Here is a 351-nt window from a genome sequence, read left to right on the forward strand (position 1 = left end):
CACAGGACCCCGAGCTGATGAAGCGGGTCGACCCGGTCGTCGCCGGACGGCGGCTGGCGAATTACCTGAAGGTCATGACGCTCGAGGCGCAGACCATCGCACGTGCCTGCGGCAAAAATCACCTGCACAATCTCGAGCCCGAGGATCTCTGCGCGCTTTCGATCGAAGCAGCGGCCATGGCCGGCGTGCCGCTCGCGGGGACGAATTGGGTGCCAGGGCAGGGTGGCTTCTAAAACCAGAAGAATGGGAGCAGTAGACAATGAATAAGGCCTTTGAAGCCAAAATCGATCAGTCTGAGGGGACTGATCTCCAAGAGTTCGCAAGGGTTCGCAACGTCAAGTATTTCATGGT

1 pseudogene is annotated in these 351 nt (G+C 58.7%); it reads left to right on the forward strand.

Annotated elements, in window-relative coordinates:
• Nucleotides 1–233, forward strand: a pseudogene (locus EN845_RS34155) (FMN-binding glutamate synthase family protein); the annotation flags it as partial.
• Nucleotides 234–351 lie beyond the last annotated feature (118 nt).

Origin of the sequence: Mesorhizobium sp. M8A.F.Ca.ET.202.01.1.1 (genome assembly GCF_004791595.1) — a bacterium.
GTDB lineage: Bacteria > Pseudomonadota > Alphaproteobacteria > Rhizobiales > Rhizobiaceae > Mesorhizobium.